General features: G+C 63.3%; 15 protein-coding genes. 10 read left to right on the top strand and 5 right to left on the bottom strand.

The genetic code is table 11. The features are described 5' to 3' along the window. Window positions 1–3 precede the first annotated feature (3 nt). The 7 genes from JVX98_RS01815 to JVX98_RS01785 all read left to right on the top strand — a co-directional run bounded on the left by JVX98_RS01815 (window position 4) and on the right by JVX98_RS01785 (window position 8583). Window positions 4–2388 (top strand): aldehyde dehydrogenase family protein, encoded by a 2385-nt coding sequence (locus tag JVX98_RS01815; protein ID WP_205236666.1) that lies wholly within the window; start codon window positions 4–6, stop codon window positions 2386–2388. A 135-nt stretch (window positions 2389–2523) separates the two neighbouring features. Continuing rightward, window positions 2524–2976 carry an RbsD/FucU family protein gene (locus JVX98_RS01810; RefSeq protein ID WP_192449669.1) on the top strand — a complete coding sequence of 151 codons (453 nt, stop codon included), beginning with the start codon at window positions 2524–2526 and terminating at the stop codon, window positions 2974–2976. A 101-nt stretch (window positions 2977–3077) separates the two neighbouring features. Next, window positions 3078–4010: a ribokinase gene (gene rbsK, locus JVX98_RS01805; RefSeq protein ID WP_205236665.1), complete on the top strand. Its 933-nt coding sequence runs from the start codon at window positions 3078–3080 to the stop codon at window positions 4008–4010. Then, window positions 4007–4882: a carbohydrate ABC transporter permease gene (locus tag JVX98_RS01800; RefSeq protein WP_192449671.1), complete on the top strand. Its 876-nt coding sequence runs from the start codon at window positions 4007–4009 to the stop codon at window positions 4880–4882. The genes rbsK and JVX98_RS01800 overlap by 4 nt, the downstream gene beginning before the upstream one ends. Beyond that, window positions 4879–5907 (top strand): carbohydrate ABC transporter permease, encoded by a 1029-nt coding sequence (locus JVX98_RS01795; RefSeq protein ID WP_205236664.1) that lies wholly within the window; start codon window positions 4879–4881, stop codon window positions 5905–5907. Before JVX98_RS01800 ends, JVX98_RS01795 begins: the two co-directional genes overlap by 4 nt. 40 nt (window positions 5908–5947) lie before the next feature. After that, window positions 5948–7405 carry an extracellular solute-binding protein gene (locus tag JVX98_RS01790; RefSeq protein WP_205236663.1) on the top strand — a complete coding sequence of 486 codons (1458 nt, stop codon included), beginning with the start codon at window positions 5948–5950 and terminating at the stop codon, window positions 7403–7405. 86 nt (window positions 7406–7491) lie between these two features. After that, the gene (locus JVX98_RS01785; RefSeq protein WP_205236662.1) at window positions 7492–8583 is read left to right on the top strand and encodes an ABC transporter ATP-binding protein; all 1092 of its coding nucleotides are present in this window, start codon (window positions 7492–7494) and stop codon (window positions 8581–8583) included. Window positions 8584–8625: 42 nt separating this feature from the next. Here the strand turns inward: JVX98_RS01785 and JVX98_RS01780 are convergent, their stop codons facing one another. From JVX98_RS01780 to JVX98_RS01760, 5 genes are all read right to left on the bottom strand, one after another. Then, window positions 8626–9132, bottom strand: a complete 507-nt coding sequence (locus tag JVX98_RS01780; RefSeq protein WP_192449675.1) for a GAF domain-containing protein — start codon at window positions 9130–9132, stop codon at window positions 8626–8628. Window positions 9133–9199: 67 nt separating this feature from the next. Continuing rightward, the gene (locus JVX98_RS01775; RefSeq protein ID WP_192449676.1) at window positions 9200–9940 is read right to left on the bottom strand and encodes an ABC transporter ATP-binding protein; all 741 of its coding nucleotides are present in this window, start codon (window positions 9938–9940) and stop codon (window positions 9200–9202) included. Further along, window positions 9937–10770, bottom strand: a complete 834-nt coding sequence (locus JVX98_RS01770) for an ABC transporter ATP-binding protein (protein ID WP_192449677.1) — start codon at window positions 10768–10770, stop codon at window positions 9937–9939. Before JVX98_RS01770 ends, JVX98_RS01775 begins: the two co-directional genes overlap by 4 nt. Further along, entirely contained in the window at window positions 10770–11675 is a 906-nt protein-coding gene (locus JVX98_RS01765) for an ABC transporter permease (protein WP_192449678.1), read from the bottom strand. The genes JVX98_RS01770 and JVX98_RS01765 overlap by 1 nt, the downstream gene beginning before the upstream one ends. A 13-nt stretch (window positions 11676–11688) precedes the next feature. Beyond that, entirely contained in the window at window positions 11689–12678 is a 990-nt protein-coding gene (locus JVX98_RS01760; RefSeq protein ID WP_205236955.1) for an ABC transporter permease, read from the bottom strand. 212 nt (window positions 12679–12890) lie between these two features. On the opposite strand from JVX98_RS01760, the gene JVX98_RS01755 reads away from it, so the two are divergent. The 3 genes from JVX98_RS01755 (at window position 12891) to JVX98_RS01745 (ending at window position 15728) form a co-directional block, all read left to right on the top strand. Further along, on the top strand, window positions 12891–13574 hold the full coding sequence (locus JVX98_RS01755; RefSeq protein ID WP_246764847.1) for a helix-turn-helix domain-containing protein: 684 nt from the start codon (window positions 12891–12893) through the stop codon (window positions 13572–13574). Window positions 13575–13584: 10 nt separating this feature from the next. Next, a complete protein-coding gene (locus JVX98_RS01750) occupies window positions 13585–15174 on the top strand; it encodes an ABC transporter substrate-binding protein (protein ID WP_205236661.1) in 1590 nt (529 codons plus the stop codon). Window positions 15175–15299: 125 nt separating this feature from the next. Then, window positions 15300–15728: an OsmC family protein gene (locus tag JVX98_RS01745; protein WP_043613516.1), complete on the top strand. Its 429-nt coding sequence runs from the start codon at window positions 15300–15302 to the stop codon at window positions 15726–15728. Window positions 15729–15792 lie beyond the last annotated feature (64 nt).

Genomic DNA, 15792 nt, shown 5'->3' with positions numbered 1-15792 from the left:
CCGATGACTGTCGCAAGGTATTTTGACGAAATGTCCTATGGTCCAGCACCCGAGGCCGACACCGAAGCCCGTCAGTGGCTGGCGCGCCACAAAGGCGAGTTCGGCCACTTCATCAATGGCGCCTTCGTCGCTTCCGCATCCGGCAAGACCTTCGAGACCAACGAGCCGGCAACTGGCAAGCTGCTTGCCAAGATCGCGCTCGGCGGTGCCAAGGACGTCGACGACGCGGTTGCCGCTGCCCGCAAGGCGCAAGGCCCCTGGGCAAAGCTGCCGGGCCATGCCCGCGCCCGCCATCTCTATGCACTCGCCCGTATGATCCAGCGCCACGCGCGCCTGATCGCGGTCGTCGAGGCGATCGACAACGGTAAGCCTATCCGCGAGACCCGCGATATCGACGTGCCGCTCGCCGCTCGCCACTTCTATCACCATGCAGGCTGGGCGCAGCTGCAGGAATCCGAGTTTGCCGATCAGCTGCCGGTCGGCGTCGTCGGTCAGGTCATTCCGTGGAACTTCCCGTTCCTGATGCTGGCCTGGAAGGTCGCGCCCGCTCTAGCGCTCGGCAACACCGTCATCCTGAAGCCGGCGGAATTCACGCCGCTGACGGCGCTGCTCTTTGCCGAACTCGCGGCTGCCGCAGGTCTTCCGGCCGGCGTGCTCAATGTCGTCACCGGCGAAGGTGAAACCGGCGCACTGATCGTCGAGCACTCGGACATCGACAAGATCGCCTTTACCGGCTCGACGGAGGTCGGCCGCCTCATCCGCGAGCGCACTGCCGGAACCGGCAAGTCGCTGACGCTCGAACTCGGCGGCAAGTCGCCGTTCATCGTCTTTGACGACGCCGATATCGACGGCGCGGTCGAAGGCGTGGTTGACGCCATATGGTTCAACCAGGGCCAGGTCTGCTGCGCCGGCTCGCGCATCCTCGTGCAGGAAGGCGTGGCGCCGCTCTTTTACGAGCGGCTGAAGCGCCGCATGCAGACGCTGCGCGTCGGCCATCCGCTCGACAAGGCCATCGACATGGCAGCGATCGTCGCGCCGGTGCAGCTTCAGCGGATCGAAGACCTGGTCGCCAAGGGTGTCGCCGAAGGGGCAGCCCTGCATCAGCCGAAGATCGAATTGCCGAAGGGCGGAAGTTTCTATCCGCCGACTTTGCTCACCGGTGTGCAGCCGACCTCGATCGTTGCCACCGAAGAGATCTTCGGTCCCGTCGCCGTCTCCATGACTTTCCGCACCCCGGAAGAGGCGATCCAGCTTGCCAACCACACGCGCTACGGCCTTGCCGCCAGCGTCTGGAGCGAGACCATCGGTCTGGCTCTGCATGTCGCGGCCAAGCTCGCGGCCGGCGTCGTCTGGGTCAATGCGACCAACCTCTTCGATGCTTCTGCCGGTTTCGGCGGCAAGCGCGAATCCGGCTTCGGCCGCGAGGGCGGTCGTGAGGGCTGCTACGAATACCTGAAGCCGAAGGCATGGCTCGGCCGCAAGCTGCGTCCCGCCGTCGCCGAACCGGTGCTGAAGCCCGTCGCCGGCGATTTCGCCATGCCTGACGTCGACCGTACCGCCAAGCTTTTCATCGGCGGCAAGCAGGCGCGGCCGGATGGCAACTATAACCGCAACGTGCTTTCGCCGAAGGGCAAGGTGCTTGGCGAGGTCGGCGAGGGCAACCGCAAGGACATCCGCAACGCGGTCGTCGCAGCGCAAGCCGCATCCGCCTGGTCCTCGGCAACGACGCACAACCGCGCGCAGATCCTCTATTACATCGCTGAAAACCTGAGTGGCCGCGCAGGCGAATTCGCCGATCGCATTGCCAACATGACCGGTGCGTCCTCAGCGAACGCCAAGGCAGAGGTCGAAGCCTCGATCGCGCGGCTCTTCACCTACGGTGCCTGGGCCGACAAGTACGAGGGCGCGATCCACCAGCCGCCGCTTCGCGGCGTCGCACTTGCGATCCCCGAGGCGATCGGCGTCGTCGGCGTCGTTTGCCCGCCGGAAGCGCCGCTGCTCGGCATGATCAGTCTTGTCGCGCCGCTGATCGCCACCGGCAACCGCGTCGTCGTCGTGCCGAGCGAACAGCATCCGCTTGCAGCAACCGATTTCTATACGGTTCTGGAAACATCCGACGTTCCGGCCGGTGTCGTCAACATCGTCACCGGTTCGACGATCGAACTGGCCAAGACGCTCGCAAGCCACAACGACGTGGATGCGCTCTGGGCTTTCGGCTCGGTGGAACTCTCGACCCTTGTCGAGAAGCTCTCGGTGGGCAACCTGAAACGCACCTTCGTCGACTACGGCAAGGCAACGAACTGGCTCGACCGCGAGGCGGCGGAAGGCCCGGCCTATCTGCGCCGCGCGACGGACGTCAAGAACATCTGGATCCCCTACGGCGAGTAGGGGGCCAGCCACGTGCGGGGCGGGGGGAGCCGGTCCGCGCGGTGGAGGAACGTGAGCAGTTAGGGAGACGCGTTCACCTGTAAGGGGAATGCATTGCGCGCCACGGAAACCGGAGCGCGCCAGGAGGAGAATTGTATGCTGAAGAATATCGATCCGGCGCTGAATGCCGACGTGCTGCACGCGCTGAGGTCCATGGGACACGGCGACACGCTGGTCATCTCCGACACCAATTTCCCGTCCGACGCCATTGCCCGCAAGACCACGCTCGGCACGCTTTTGCGTATCGACAATGTCTCGGCCGCGCGCGCTGTCGAGGCGGTGCTTTCGGTGCTGCCACTCGATACGCCGCTGCAGCCCTCGGCCGGCCGCATGGAGGTGATGGGTGCGCCCGACGAAGTGCTACCGGTGCAGCAGGAAGTCCAGGCCGCGATCGATCGCGCCGAAGGCAGATCGGCGCCGATGTACGGCATCGAACGCTTCAAGTTCTACGAGGAAGCGAAGAAAGCCTATTGCGTCATCACGACGGGAGAGACGCGCTTCTACGGCTGCTTCCTCTTCACCAAGGGCGTCATACCGCCGAAGACCTGACGATCCGCTGCGCAACGCAGCGCTCGAATAAATGAATGAAATCGCGAGAGATTGCCTGGGCACACCGTTTCACACCGGTGCGGTTGCAGGGGGAGGCTTGAATGAAGGTTGGTGTTTCGATCCTGGGTATCTTCGTGGCCGACACGGCCTATCTGGCGCGGCGCATGCCGGTTGTCGGTGAAACGATCACCGGCAGCGGCTTCTCCGTCGGGCCGGGCGGCAAGGGCTCCAACCAGGCGGTTGCCTGCGCTCGGGCAGGAAGTCCCGTCTCCTTCATCTCCAAGCTCGGCCGCGACACCTTCGGTGAGATGGCGCTCCGCACCTATGCGGAGGCCGGCGTGACGCCGCAGATCGTCGAGATGGACGACCTGCCGACGGGAGCGGCCTTCATCTACGTCAACGACCAGAACGGCGAGAATGCGATCATCGTCTATCCCGGTGCCGCCGGCTCGATCGGGGTCGATGATGTCGAAGCCGCGCGCGAGACGATCGAGGGCTCGCGCATCTTCGTGACCCAGCTCGAACAGCCGGTTGCCGCCGCGCAGCGTGCGCTCGAAATCGCCCATGCGGCCGGCGTCATCACCGTCTTCAACCCGGCGCCGGCGGAAGCCTTCGCGGATGCGATCTATCCGCTCTGCGATTACCTCGTGCCGAACGAGACGGAAGCCGCAGCCATCGTCGGCTTTAAGCTTTCTTCCGAGGACGACATTCGGCGTGCCGGTGACGCCATCCTGAAGAAGGGCGCGAAGACGGCGCTGATCACGCTCGGCGAACGCGGCGTGCTCTATCACAACCACGAGCAATCGGTGCTCGTTCCGGCGATCGCCAGCGGACCGGTGATCGACACGACCGGGGCAGGGGATGCGTTTGTCGGCGGCTTCTCCGCCGCACTGGCGCGGGACCTTGCTCCGGTCGAGGCGGTCCGATTCGGCTGCGCCACGGCCGGCATCGCGGTCACCCGCCGCGGCACGGCGCCTGCCATGCCGAGGCTGGCAGAGATCGAGGCGCTGCTTGCCAGAGGTCCGGCCGCATGACGCGAAACGACCCGATCAAGCACTTCTTCATCTGGCCGGCCCTGATCATCGTCCTGATGATCTCGATCTTCCCGCTCGTCTATTCGCTGACGACGAGCTTTATGAGCATGCGGCTCGTGCCGCCGACGCCGGCCCGTTTCGTCGGCTTCGGCAACTACCTCGACCTCTTGCAGAACCCGCGCTTCTGGCATGTGGCGGGCACGACGACGCTGATCGCCTTCATCTCGGTCGGGCTGCAATATGTCATCGGTCTTTCGGTGGCGCTGGCGCTGAACTCAAAGGTGCCGGGCGAGGGCATCTTCCGCGTCAGCTTCCTGCTGCCGATGCTGGTGGCGCCGGTCGCCGTCGCGCTGATCGCCCGCCAGGTGCTGAACCCGACGATGGGCCCGCTCAACGAGCTGATGACGGCAATCGGCTTCCCCAATCTGCCCTTTCTCACCCAGACCAGTTGGGCGCTCGGCTCGATCATCGCGGTCGAGGTCTGGCAGTGGACGCCCTTTGTCATCCTGATGCTGCTCGCCGGACTGCAGACGCTGCCTGACGATGTCTATGAGGCGGCGGCTCTCGAGAACGCCACGCCGTGGCAGCAGTTCCGCGACATCACCTTCCCGATGCTGTTGCCGATCTCGGTCGCCGTCGTCTTCATCCGGCTAATCGAAAGCTACAAGATCATCGACACGGTCTTCGTCATGACCGGCGGCGGCCCCGGGATCTCGACCGAGACGCTGACGCTCTTTGCCTACCAGGAGGGCTTCAAGAAGTTCAATCTTGGCTACACCTCGGCGCTTTCCTTCCTGTTCCTGATCGTTATCACCGTGATCGGTCTCGTCTATCTCGCCATCCTCAAGCCCTATCTGGAGAAGCACAAATGAGCGTGCGCACTCTCAAGGGAAAACGGCGCTGGCTGGCGCTCGGCGGCTGCCTCGTCTGGCTCGCCATCACCTTCTTTCCGCTCTACTGGGTGCTGATCACCTCGTTCAAGACGCCGATCGCCGTCGTCGGCGGGCCGACCTATCTGCCGTTCGTCGATTTCGAGCCGAGCCTCACGGCCTGGAGCGAGCTGCTGTCCGGTCAGCGCGGCCAGTTCTTCAGCACCTTCTGGGCCTCGACGATCATCGGGCTGTCGGCCTCGGTTGCCGCGACCTTCATTGGCGCGATGGCGGCCTATGCGCTGGTGCGTTTCACCTTCCGCTTCCGGCTGCTCTCGGCACTGATCTTCGTGGTCATCGCCTTCGGTGGCTTCTTGCTCGGTCGCCATGTGCTTGGCTACGGCCAGGGGATCTCGCTGGTCTATGCCTTCGTTGCAGCACTTGCACTTGCGGTCATTTCCAGCCGTTTCCGTCTGCCCGGCCCGGAACTCGGCAACAACGACATCGTCTTCTGGTTCGTCAGCCAGCGCATGTTCCCGCCGATCGTCGCGGCCTTCGCGCTCTACCTGATGTACACGGAGATGGGCAAACTCGGCTTCAAGCTGGTCGACAGCTACGTCGGCCTCACCTTCGCCTATATCGCCTTCTCCCTGCCGATCGTCATCTGGCTGATGCGCGATTTCTTCGAGGCGCTGCCGGTAGAAGTCGAGGAGGCGGCGATGGTCGACAACGTGCCGTCTTGGCGGATCTTCTTCGGCATCGTTCTGCCGATGTCGAAGCCGGGGCTGATTGCCACTTTCATGATCACGCTCGCCTTCGTCTGGAACGAGTTCCTGTTCGCGCTGTTCCTGACCAATTCCAAATGGCAGACGCTACCCATTCTCGTTGCCGGCCAGAACAGCCAGCGCGGCGACGAATGGTGGGCAATTTCCGCTGCCGCTCTCGTTGCCATCATTCCGATGATGGTCATGGCCGGGCTTTTGAGCCGGCTCATGCGCTCCGGCCTGCTTCTTGGAGCGATCAAGTAATCAACCGCTTTGGCATGAATTCATTCAACAGGAGGATAGAATGAGGAAATTGCTACTGGCATCTGCATCTCTCGCCGCGCTTGCGTTGGGGAGCGCGGGAGCGGCGCTGGCCGCCTGCGATCCGGATTACACCGGCGTCGAACTGACGGCGACCACACAGACCGGTCCTTACATTGCCTCGGCGCTGCAGCTTGCGGCCAAGGGCTGGGAAGAAAAGACCTGCGGCAAGGTCAAGGTCGTCGAGTTCCCGTGGTCGGAACTCTATCCGAAGATCGTGACGTCGCTTACCTCGGGCGAAGACGCCTTCGACGTGATCGCCTTCGCGCCTGCCTGGGCACCCGACTTCACCGACTTCCTGTCGGAAATGCCGGCGGATATGCAGAAGGGCGCCGACTGGGACGACATCGCCCCCGTCTACCGCGAGCAGTTGATGGTCTGGAACGGCAAGGTCCTGTCGCAGACGATGGACGGCGACGCGCATACCTATAGCTACCGTATCGATCTCTTCGAAAACGCCGACAACCAGAAGGCCTTCAAGGCGAAATACGGCTACGATCTGGCGCCGCCGAAGACCTGGAAGCAGTATCTCGACATTGCCGAATACTTCAATCAGCCGGCCAACAACCTCTGGGGCACGGCCGAGGCCTTCCGTCGTGGCGGCCAGCAGTTCTGGTTCCTGTTCAGCCACGTGGCCGGCTACACCAGCCATCCGGACAACCCCGGCGCCATGTTCTTCAATCCCGAGACGATGGACGCGCAAGTCAACAATCCCGGTTGGGTTCGCGGTCTGGAGGAATATATCCGCGCCTCCAAGCTTGCGCCGCCGAACGCGCTGAACTTCTCCTTCGGAGAAGTCAACGCTGCCTTTGCCGGTGGCCAGGTGGCGGAATCGATCGGCTGGGGTGACACCGGTGTCATCGGCGCCGACCCGAAGCAATCGAAGGTCGCCGGCAATGTCGGCTCGGCATCGCTGCCGGGATCGGACGAGATCTGGAACTACAAGACCAAGAAGTGGGACAAGTTCGACCATGTCGTCCAGACCTCGTTCATGGCCTTCGGCGGCTGGCAGGCGGCAGTGCCTGCGACCTCGACCAAGCAGGAAGCCGCCTGGAACTACATCCAGTACCTGACGAGCCCGGCCGTTTCCGGCCAGGCGGCGATCACCGGCGGCACCGGTGTGAACCCCTATCGCATCTCGCACACGACCAATCTCGATCTCTGGTCGAAGATTTTCTCGGAGCGTGAAGCGAAGGAGTATCTCGGTGCGCAGAAGGAGGCGGTGACCGCCAAGAACATCGCGCTCGACATGCGCCTGCCCGGCTACTTCTCCTACACCGAAGTGCTGGAGATCGAGCTTTCCAAGGCGCTTGCCGGCGAAGTGACGCCGCAGCAGGCGCTCGATAGCGTCGCGGAACAGTGGAACAAGCTGACCGACGAGTTCGGCCGCGACAAGCAGCTCGCCGCCTATCGCGCGTCGATGGGCTTGCCGCAGCAATAACAGGACCGCGCCCGCCCCGAGACGATCGGGGCGGGCTCCAATTTTCCCGGACGAGACCGGGCACCGTCAGCATCAGAGGCTACAGCATGTCACAGGTCCGATTGCAGCAGATCACCAAGTCCTTCGGGAGCGTCACCGTCATCCCGCCGCTCGATCTCGACATTGCCGACCGCGAGTTCGTGGTGCTTGTCGGTCCTTCCGGCTGCGGCAAGACGACGACGCTCCGGATGATAGCCGGCCTTGAGACGGCGACCTCGGGTTCGATCCGGATCGGCGACCGCGACGTGACAGACCTTAGGCCAGGCCTGCGCAACTGCTCCATGGTGTTTCAGAACTACGCGCTCTATCCGCACATGACCGTCGCCGAGAACATAGGTTACGGCATGAAAGTGCGCGGCACGCCGAAGGTGGAAATCAACAAGGCCGTGACGGATGCCGCGCGCATCCTCAATCTCGGCGCCTATCTCGATCGCAAGCCGAGCGCGCTTTCCGGCGGCCAGCGCCAGCGCGTGGCGATCGGCCGGGCGATTGTGCGCCAACCGGATGTGTTCCTCTTCGACGAGCCGTTGTCCAATCTGGATGCCAAGCTGCGCATCGAAATGCGCACGGAAATCAAGCTCTTGCACCGCCGTCTTCAGACGACTGCCGTTTACGTGACCCACGACCAGGTGGAAGCCATGACCATGGCCGACCGCGTCGTCGTCATGAACCAGGGCCGTATCGAGCAGGCGGCGGATCCCATCACGCTTTACGAAGCGCCGGCCAATCTTTTCGTCGCCGCCTTCATTGGCGCGCCAAGCATGAATTTCCTCGAGGGGCGGCTGGAACGCGGCGATGGCGGGATGCAGTTTATAGCGGATGGCGATGTGGCGGTTGCTATCCCGGAAAGCCGTGCCGAAAAGCTCGGTGCATACGTTGGCAAGGCCGTCGTGCTCGGCATCCGGCCGGAACATACGATGGCGACGGACGCCAATGTGCCGACAGTCAGGCTGACCGTTCGCGACATCGAACCACTCGGCCCGCATACGCTGGCGCTCGGCCGAGTCGGGCCCGCAGCCTTCACAGCGCAGGTTCACGCTGCGTCACGTATAGGCCCCGAAGACCAGATCGCGGTGCCGATCGAGGCGGAGAAGATGCACTTTTTCCTGAAGGATACCGGTGGGGCGATCGGCCGCTGACCGGGAAATGGCCGAAGGCGATGACGCCTCCGGCCTGCTGTCTTACTTCTTCTCGGCGCGTGCTGCGGCGAGGAAGGCGAGCTTGGCAGGCAGTTCCAGATGCTTGGAGAGTGCCACACGCTCGGGCGTGTAGTGGTGCTCGACGTCGAGGCAGTTGACGGTGCCGAGTAGTTCGCCGCCGACGACGACCGGGATGTTGGCGACCGAGCCGCAGCCGAGCGACCAGATGGTTTCGTGGTCGCCGAAGACCTTCGAGATGTCGACGATGGTGTTGGCGACGAAGGTCTGGTGCGCCTTGTGCACGATGTCGAACCAGCTGTCGTAGCGGATCGGCTTGGTGCCCGAGGTCGGATACTCCTCGGGATGCGAGGTATAGGCTCGGCGGGCGACTTCATTGACCATGTCGACGGTCATGATGGTGAAGAGCTTGGCGCCGATCACCTGGCGGCTAAGCGTCTGCAATGCGGTCCATACCGTATCGGCATCGGTGGCTTTGGCAATCGCCGCGTCGAATTCCGCCAGCGCGGCAGCGATCTGTTCACTGTTCATGCTATGTCCTTGGGGTTACTCGATATCTTAGAAGGGGACGGACGAGAAATCGTCCTGTTGTCCCATCCTAGTTGGCATGCGCGGCGCTGATCTGCATCAGTTCACGCGAATAGGGATCCTTGAGGTCGCCGCGCTTGAGATCGGCGACATCGGCAATCTCGACGATCCGGCCCTGGCGCATGACGGCCAGGCGATCGCAGAGGAAGGAGACGACGGCCAAGTTGTGGGTGACCATCAGGAAGGTGAGGTTCTGTTCGCGCCTGAGGCGCTTCAACAGGTTGAGGATTTCGGCCTGGACCGAGACGTCGAGCGCCGAGGTCGGCTCGTCGAGCAGAAGCACCTTCGGCTTCAGCATCAATGCACGGGCAATCGCGACGCGCTGGCGCTGGCCGCCCGAGAGTTGGTGCGGGAAGCGGAAGCGGAATTTGCGGTCGAGGCCGACCGAGGTCATGACCTCTTCGATGCGCGCGCTGCGGTCGCCGATCCCGTGGATCGTCAGCGCTTCGCCGAGCGTCGCATCGACCGTCTTGCGCGGGTGCAGCGAGCCGTAGGGATCCTGGAACACCATCTGGCACTGGCGCGAGAAGGCGCGGTCTATGCCGTGGCCGCGCGGTGCGCCGAGCACGGTGATCTCGCCGGTCCACTCCGGCGCGAGACCTGCGATCGCTTTCAGTACCGTCGACTTTCCCGAGCCGCTTTCGCCGACAAGCGCGAAGCTCTCGCCATCGGCAATGTCGAGATTGACGTCGTGGGTGATCTGCACGTCGCCATAGGAGATGTCGAGGTTTTTCAGAGAAAGCGCGGTCATGCCTTGGCCCATGCGCTGCGGTCGAGCACCGGCAGCTCGTCCCGTGTTTCATCAAGGCGCGGGATCGAGGCGATCAGCCCGCGCGTGTAGGGATGCTTTGCCGCCATCAGTTCGCCGGCCTTGCATTCCTCGACCACCTCGCCGGTGTTCATCACCAGGATGCGGTCGCAATAGCTGGAGACGAGGTTGAGGTCGTGGCTGATGAAGATCAGCCCCATGCCCTTGCGCTTCACCAGTTCGTCGATGATGTCGAGCACCTGCGCCTGAACGGAGACGTCGAGCGCCGAGGTCGGCTCGTCGGCGATCAGAAGGTCCGGCTCCGGGATCAGCATCATCGCGATCATCACGCGCTGGCCCATGCCGCCCGAGACTTCGTGCGGATAGAGTTTCGCGACACGTTCCGGATCGGCGATGCGCACCGATTCGAGCATGGCGAGCACGCGGTTGCTGACCTCGCGGCGCGGCAGTTTCTGGTGCGTCAGCAGCGCTTCGGCGATCTGCTCGCCGATGGTCATGACCGGGTTTAGCGAGAACTTCGGATCCTGCATCACCATGGAGATGCGGGCGCCACGGATGGCGCGCATCTGCCGCTCGGACTGCTTCAGAAGGTCAATGCCATCGAAGACGAGCTTGTCGGCGGTGACGCGACCCGGCGCGCGGATCAGCTGCAGGATGGAGCGGCCAGTCATCGACTTGCCGGAGCCGCTCTCACCGACGATGCCGAGGCGCTCGCGGCCGAGGGTGAAGGAGATGCCGCGCACCACCTCAAGATCGCCGCGGGGTGTGGGGAAGGTAACGCGCAGGTTTTCGACTTCGAGAAGATTGCTCATCAGCGTTGCTCCCCGCTCTTCGGGTCGAGCACGTCGCGCAGGCCGTCGCCCAGGAAGCAGAAGCCGAGGCTAACGAGAATGATGGCAAAGCCGGGCATGGTCGCGACCCACCACTGATCGAGAATGAAGGAGCGACCGCGTGAGATCATCGCCCCCCATTCGGGAAGCGGCGGCTGGGCGCCAAGTCCGATGAAGCCAAGACCGGCGGCGGTCAGGATGATGCCGGCCATGTCGAGCGTGACGCGCACGATCATCGAGGAGGTGCAGAGCGGCAGCACATGGCCGAGATTGACGCGCAGGCTGGAGGCGCCGAGCAGGCGCACGGCCGAGATGAACTCGGAGTTCTTGAAGGTCAGCGTCTCGGCGCGGGCGACACGGGCGTAGCCGGGCCAGGAGGTGATCGCGATGGCGATGATCGCGTTCTCGATGCCGGGGCCGAGGGCTGCGACGAAGGCGAGCGCCAGGATGAGCTTCGGCAGCGACAGGAAGATGTCGGTGATGCCCATCAGGATACGGTCGACCCAGCCGCCGAAGTAGCCGGCGGCAACGCCGATCACCAGGCCGGCGGGTGCAGCGAGCACGGCGACCAGCGTGACGATGGCGAGCGTGATGCGTGAACCGTAGACGACACGGGACCAGATGTCGCGGCCAAGCTCGTCGGTTCCCATCCAGTGGGCCGCACTCGGTGGCAGCAGCCGTTCGCCGAGCGATTGGCGCAGCGGGTCATGGGTGGCAAGCCACGGGGCAAAGAGCGCGCTCAGCACCAGAACGAGGATGATGACGGCGCCGACGACAGCCAGCGGATTGCGCATCAGCGCGCCGAAGATGCGGTAGAAGCGCCCGAGGCGCGCCTGCATCGGCGAAGCGGGGCTGTCGTCTATCAGCCATTCACGAAGTGCGGTCATGGTCGCTCCTCCCTTAGCGTGCACGCGGATCGAGCACGCGGTAGAGCACGTCCGAAATCTTGTTGATGCCGATAAAGACCGCGCCGATGACGAGGGTCGAGCCGAGGACGGCGGCCATGTCGGCGTTGAGCAAAGCGACGGTCAGGTAGTTGCCGATGCCGGGCCAGGAGAAGATCGTCTCGATCATCACGGAGCCTTCAAGCAGGCCGGCATAGGAAAGCCCGATGACCGTGATCAACGGCACGCGGATCGGCCGGAAGGCATGGCGCCAGATGACGAGGCGCTCCGGCACGCCTTTGACCCGGGCGGTCGTCACATATTCCTGGCTCAGCTGGTCGAGCATGAAGGACCGCGTCATGCGGGCGATGTAGGCGAGCGAGAAGAAACCGAGGCAGGAGGCCGGCAGGATCAGGTGCCAGACGGCGTTGCGGAAGATCTCCCATTCGCCGGCAATGATGCTGTCGACGAGGATCAGGCCGGTCACGGGCGACACCATGCCGTCGTAGAAGATGTCGACACGGCCGGGCCCGCCGACCCATTTCAGCTTCGCGTAGAAGATCGCCAAGCCGACGAGACCGAGCCAGAAGGCGGGCACCGAATAGCCGAGCAGACCGATGACGCGGATGCCCTGGTCGAGCCAGGAGCCGCGGCGGGCGGCGGCAAACACACCGAGCGGCACGCCGATCAAGACGCCCAGGATGATGCCGAGCGTCGCCATTTCGAGCGTCGCCGGGAAGACGCGGGCGAGGTCCTCGATGACAGGTTTACCGGTCGAAACAGAGGTGCCGAAATTGCCCGTGGCGACATCGCCGACATAGCTGACGAACTGGGTGATCAGCGGCTGGTCGAGGCCCATTTCCTGGCGGACGCGCTCATAGACGGCAACGGGCGCGCGGTCGCCGACGACGGCCAGGACCGGGTCAATCGGGACAATGCGGCCGATGAAAAAGGTGATGGCAAGCAGGCCAAGGAAGGTTATCGCAAGCGTAACCAGGAAGCCCATGAACGAGAAAAGGCGCTGGCGTGCCCGGCTGGGCCGAGCGGCGCGTCGTACAGGCGCTGCTGCTGTGGTGCTGTTGTTTGCCACGTGGCGATTCCATCCCTCTTCGCTTGCGGTCTGAATTGTCGATACCGCAAAAATTCGCTTGGAGTATATAAATAAGTTTGCTTAAATCAAAAAAATTTTACTGGGCGGAAACGGGAGGAATAACCGCTGTGAGCGATCCGTCTGAGGATACGCAAGCCGCTTCGGGCAAATCGGCCGGGGCAGGGCAGCCGAAGGTGGGCGCGCTGGTGCGTGCGCGCCGCCGGCAGATGCATATGACATTGCAGGCGCTCAGCGATGCGGCCGGTGTTTCGGTCGGCTATCTCAGCCAGATCGAGCGCGATCTCGCCATGCCGTCACTCGGCACCCTGGCGCAAATAGCCCAAGGGCTCGGCGCCGAACTCAACCATTTCATCCTGGCGCCGGCGATCGATACCGGCCTGTCGCGTGCCGAAGGCCGCATGGTGTTTTCGGTCGGCGGTTCGCCGGTTTCCTATGAGCGCATCGGTGCGGATTTTGCCGGCAACCAGCTGTCGAGCTTTGTCATCACCATTCCGCCGGGGCATCGGTCCGAGGTCTTCAGCCACGAGGGCGAAGAGCTCGTCTACATGCTCGAAGGCGAAATCCTGTTCGGGCTCGACGGCGACGACACCGTGCTTTCGCCCGGAGACGGCCTGCATTTTCGCGGCATCCAGCCGCATTACTGGTGGAACAAGACCGACAGGCCGGTGCGGCTGATCTGGACCGGCACGTTGCCGCTCTTCCGCCTGCGCGCTTCCCAATTCAACGAGACCGGCACGCCGCAATCGGCGCTGAAGCCGGCACCCACAAAAACCAAGCCTCATCGAAAATAGGAGAATGATGATGAGAATGTTCAAGGCCGCGGTCTTCGCGGCGTCCCTGATGATGAGCGTGGCGCCGGCCGCACTCGCCGAAACGCCAGCGGATGTGCTGGTCGTCGCCCAGAACATCGACGACATCGTCAGCATCGATCCGGCCGAGGCCTACGAGTTCTCCTCGGGCGAATACGTCACCCAGACCTATGACCGCCTGGTGCAGTACGATGCGCCTGACGTGAAGAAGCTGGCGCCGGGTCTGGCCTCCGAATGGACGGCCGACGATGCGGCAAAGACGATCACCTTCACGCTGCGTGATGGCGTCACCTTCTCCTCGGGCAACCCGTTGCGCGGCGAAGACGTCGTCTACTCCTTCAAGCGCGTCGTCGTTCTCAACAAGGCGCCGGCCTTCATCCTGACGCAGCTCGGCTGGACACCTGAGAACATCGACAAGATGGTGACCGCCGACGGCAACAAGGTCACGATCAAGTACGAAGGCGACTTCTCGTCGGCCTTCGTTCTCAACGTTCTCGCCGCCCGCCCGGCTTCGGTCGTCGACGCGGAAACCGTCAAGGCCAACGAGGCCGACGGCGACTTCGGCAATGCCTGGCTGAAGGCCAATTCGGCTGGTTCCGGTCCGTTCGTTCTCAAGGCCTTCCGCGCCGGCGAACTCTTGAACCTTGCCAGTAACCCGAACTACTTCGGCGGCGCTCCGGCAATCAAGGGCGTCATCATCCGCCACGTGGCCGAAGCCGCGACGCAGCAGCTAATGCTGCAGACCGGCGACGTCGACATGGCGAAGAACCTGACGCCGGACCAAGTGTCGGGTCTCGAAGGCAAGGACGGCGTAAAGGTCGAATCCTACCCGCAGGCCGCCGTGCACTTCCTGTCGTTCAACCAGAAGGACGCAGCCCTGCAGCCGCCGGCCGTCTGGGAAGCCGCCCGCTATCTCGTCGACTACAAGGGCATGACCGACAGCTTCCTCAAGGGCCAGATGGATGTTCACCAGGCCTTCTGGCCGAAGGGCTTCCCGGGTTCGCTCGATGAGACGCCCTACAGCTATGACGTCGAAAAGGCGAAGAAGATCCTCGCCGACGCAGGCATCAAGACGCCGATCAAGGTGACGCTCGACGTCATCAACTCGACGCCGTTCACCGACATGGCGCAGTCGCTGCAGGCCTCGTTTGCCGAAGCCGGTATCAACTTCGAAATCGTCCCAGGCACAGGCAGCCAGGTCATCACCAAGTACCGTGCCCGCACGCATGAAGCCATGCTGCTCTATTGGGGCCCAGATTTCATGGACCCGCATTCGAACGCCAAGGCGTTTGCCTATAACGAAGACAATGCCGACGACAAGTACCAGTCGACGACCACCTGGCGTAACGGCTGGGCGGTTCCGGCCGAACTCAACGATGCGACCAAGGCAGCCCTCAAGGAAGCCGATCCCGCCAAGCGCGACGCGCTTTACGTCGACCTGCAGCGCAAGGTGCAGGAAAAGTCGCCGATCGTGATCATGTTCCAGGCCGCGACCCAGGTCGCGATGAAGGACAAGGTCGAAGGCTACGTCAACGGCGCCACCTCCGACTTCGTCTTCTACCGCCTGGTGAAGAAGAACTGATCGGCCACCGATCGCCCTTGCGCCGATGAGAAAAAGGCGCACATATCAAAACGCCCTGGGCCTCCCGGCCCGGGGCGACGTGTTTCTACCGATTGGTTTGATCAAGTTCTGGGAAGGTTTGCGAAATGGCGGATGTGAAGGTGAGAACGCGGGAAACCGGTGCGACGGCGGTCGTCGGCAAGACCGGCTTTCCGCATGTGACGTCGGTGACCGGTGGCGAACTCGATATCGTCACCGGCCCGTCGCAGGCCGGCTACGGCCCGCTCGACCTGCTCTATGCGTCGCTCGCAAGCTGCCTGGTGCTAAGCGCCCGCATTGCTGCCAGCCGATTTGGCGTGCTCGATCGGCTGACGGAAGTGAGCGCCAAGGTGACCGGCGAGAAGGCCTATGACGAGCCCTCCCGTGTGGCGAAGTTCAATATCGTCTTCGATATCAAGGGTGATTTCGACGACACGGTCCGCCATGCGATTGCGGAAGCGGCCGAAAACGAAATCTGTACCGTCAGCAACACGATTCGCGGCAATCCGGAATTCGTCACGACGTTTGGCCACTGATCTTCGGGGTCTCCAGATCTATAACAAAAAGGGCGGGCTGCCATTGGCAGCCCGCCCTTTTCGA

The sequence above is a fragment of the Ensifer sp. PDNC004 genome (assembly GCF_016919405.1).
Lineage (GTDB): Bacteria > Pseudomonadota > Alphaproteobacteria > Rhizobiales > Rhizobiaceae > Ensifer.
Note: the sequence above shows the minus strand (reverse complement) of the source record. Positions and strands in the feature narration are given on the sequence as shown.